The following is a 2,115-nucleotide window of genomic DNA, read 5'->3' as shown; positions in this document are numbered from 1 at the left end:
CCTGATCGCCGCCCACCGGGCCATCGAATCGATCACGCTCGACCGAGGTGCGGCCCACCTCAAGGACGAGTTCATGCCGCGTTACGCCGAGCTGATCTATAACGGCTTCTGGTTTGCGCCCGAACGGCTGATGCTGCAGGCGATGATCGACAAGAGCCAGGAAGACGTCGAGGGCACGGTGCGGCTCAAGCTCTACAAGGGCAACGTCATGGTCACCGGCCGCAAGTCGAAGAAGACGCTTTACTCCGATGCGCTGGTCACTTTCGAGGATGACCGTGGCGCCTATGACCAGAAGGACGCCGCCGGCTTCATCCGCCTCAATGCACTGCGGCTGAGAACGCTGGCAGCGCGCAACCGCGCCAAGTAGGGCGGATGCGCGGTTTCGGTCGCTGCCTGGCGCCGCTGGTTGTTCTGGCGACGCCGGCCGCCGGCCAGGAGTTCGACCCCGCCTCTCTTGACCTTCCCGCGCTGATCGAGTGCAGGGCGGACGTTCCGACTTACAACGACTTTGCCCTGTGGCTGTCCAGCGCACCGGGTGCCGTTGAAACGCTTGGCTGGAAGGAGGTTGCCTCCGCCAATCCGTTTCTCAGCCAATACGAACTGCCGGCCAAAATCCGCGTGTTCAACCGCGAGACAGGATCGATCGTGTTTACCGCTGCGGGGCCGATGGCCGTGCTCGACGGCGTTGCCGCGCCGGAGCTTGCAAAAGAACTCGACGTCATGGCCGTGTTTTCCACGCCGCAAAAATTCCTTGGCGAAAAGGTCGTTGTCCAAAGCACCGAAGAGTCGGAAGGATTGACCTTCTCCACCGACGTCAAGCTCAACGTCTCGACCGTCGAGTCCCATCCCGGCAAGACCCTGGCCGGCTGCTCCTACACGCTCGAAATCAAATAAAAACCCGGCATTCACGCCGGGTTTTCGATCAAGTCAAAAATGGCCGGGGCCTTCTGCCCGGTGCATGTTCCGTCAATCGCCGTCGATCGCCGTGGCAATGCGGGCGATGGCCTGCTGATAGACGCTCGCGGAATTCCAGCCGGCAATCGCGCCCATATTCGCACTCGCGCTCGCACCTGCCCGCCAGCCATGGCCCTTGAGGAAGTTGGCAGTGGAAGCCAGCGCCGTGCCCTTGTCGCGCAGGTTTCCGCCGCCGACGCCATATTTCAGGACGTTTCCTGGCAGGAACTGCGTGTGTCCGATCTCGCCATGCGCGGCCCCGACCGACGAGGCTGTCAACGCCCCGCGATCGACCAGCTTCAGGGCGGCGATCGCATGCGGGTAGAAGAACCCCGGGCGGCGGCAATCATAGGCAAGCGTCAAAATCGCAGAGACGGTGTTCTGGTTGCCCATGGCCGAACCGAAGCCGGTTTCCATACCCCAGATGGCCAGCAACACGCCCGGCGACACGCCGTAATTCGCTTCGATCTTGGAGAACAGCGCCGCATTCGACTTTTTCAGCGACCGGCCCTTGGAGATAATCGCCGCGCCGCCGCGCCGCCGCATGAAATCGTCCACCGAGCCGCTGAAGGCCTTGTGAATGCCGCGGTCGACGGAGATGGTCTTTGTCGCGTAGTTCGCCCCGGCCAGAGCGGCCAGCCCCTTGGCGCCCACACCTTCCGACCTGGCCTGCGCGGCAAAGTCCTGCTTCCAGGCCTCGAAGCCGGCGCCGGTCTTGCCGCAGCTGGCCGCTGCCTGTGCGCCCGTCGCCAGCGCAAGCACCGCCATCGCGGCCGCTGCAAACATCTTTCCCTTGGCAAGAATTGCCATGTTGATCTCCTGGTTGCCTGAATCACGTCCCAATTGCGAACTTGCCAGCGAAACGCGCACTTGTCACTGTCACCGCTGCAATGCTGGCGAATGCCGTGGAATTTGCCTAGGATCAAGTGATTATTGTGGCAAGGGGGCTGCATGCAAGACGTTGATGTCGTCATCATCGGCGCCGGCTCGGCGGGTCTTGCCGCTGCCAAAACCCTGCAGGCGGCGGGGCTTTCCTTCACGCTGCTCGAAGCGATGGACCGAATCGGCGGGCGAGCCTGGACCAGCGACCAGCATTTCGGCGTGCCTTTCGACATCGGCTGCGCCTGGCTGCATGCCGCCGACCGCAATCCCTATTTTCCC

General features: G+C 62.8%; 3 protein-coding genes and 1 pseudogene. 3 read left to right on the top strand and 1 reads right to left on the bottom strand.

What is annotated here, in order from left to right; all coding sequences use genetic code 11:
• Both EN884_RS34145 and EN884_RS34140 read left to right on the top strand, forming a co-directional pair.
• Positions 1 to 367: pseudogene (locus EN884_RS34145) on the top strand (argininosuccinate synthase domain-containing protein); the annotation flags it as partial.
• 5 nt (positions 368 to 372) lie between these two features.
• Positions 373 to 894, top strand: coding sequence for a hypothetical protein (locus EN884_RS34140; protein ID WP_027162880.1), 522 nt, complete (start codon positions 373 to 375; stop codon positions 892 to 894).
• Positions 895 to 966: 72 nt separating this feature from the next.
• Here EN884_RS34140 and EN884_RS34135 read toward each other — a convergent pair whose 3' ends face one another.
• The gene (locus EN884_RS34135) at positions 967 to 1,764 is read right to left on the bottom strand and encodes a lytic transglycosylase domain-containing protein (protein WP_024504026.1); all 798 of its coding nucleotides are present in this window, start codon (positions 1,762 to 1,764) and stop codon (positions 967 to 969) included.
• 141 nt (positions 1,765 to 1,905) lie between these two features.
• On the opposite strand from EN884_RS34135, the gene EN884_RS34130 reads away from it, so the two are divergent.
• Positions 1,906 to 2,115, top strand: a 210-nt coding sequence (locus tag EN884_RS34130) for an FAD-dependent oxidoreductase (RefSeq protein WP_128361047.1), incomplete at its 3' end; no start/stop codon positions are given.

The organism is Mesorhizobium sp. M7A.F.Ca.AU.001.01.1.1 (assembly GCF_004022735.1).
In the GTDB taxonomy this organism is placed as follows: domain Bacteria; phylum Pseudomonadota; class Alphaproteobacteria; order Rhizobiales; family Rhizobiaceae; genus Mesorhizobium; species Mesorhizobium ciceri.
This window is presented reverse-complemented; position numbering and strand designations above follow the sequence as displayed.

Excerpts from the sequence above, each read along its gene's own strand:
- EN884_RS34140 (WP_027162880.1), top strand. The coding sequence starts at position 373 with ATGCGCGGTTTCGGTCGCTGCCTGGCGCCGCTGGTTGTTCTGGCGACG.
- EN884_RS34135 (WP_024504026.1), bottom strand. The coding sequence starts at position 1,764 with ATGGCAATTCTTGCCAAGGGAAAGATGTTTGCAGCGGCCGCGATGGCG.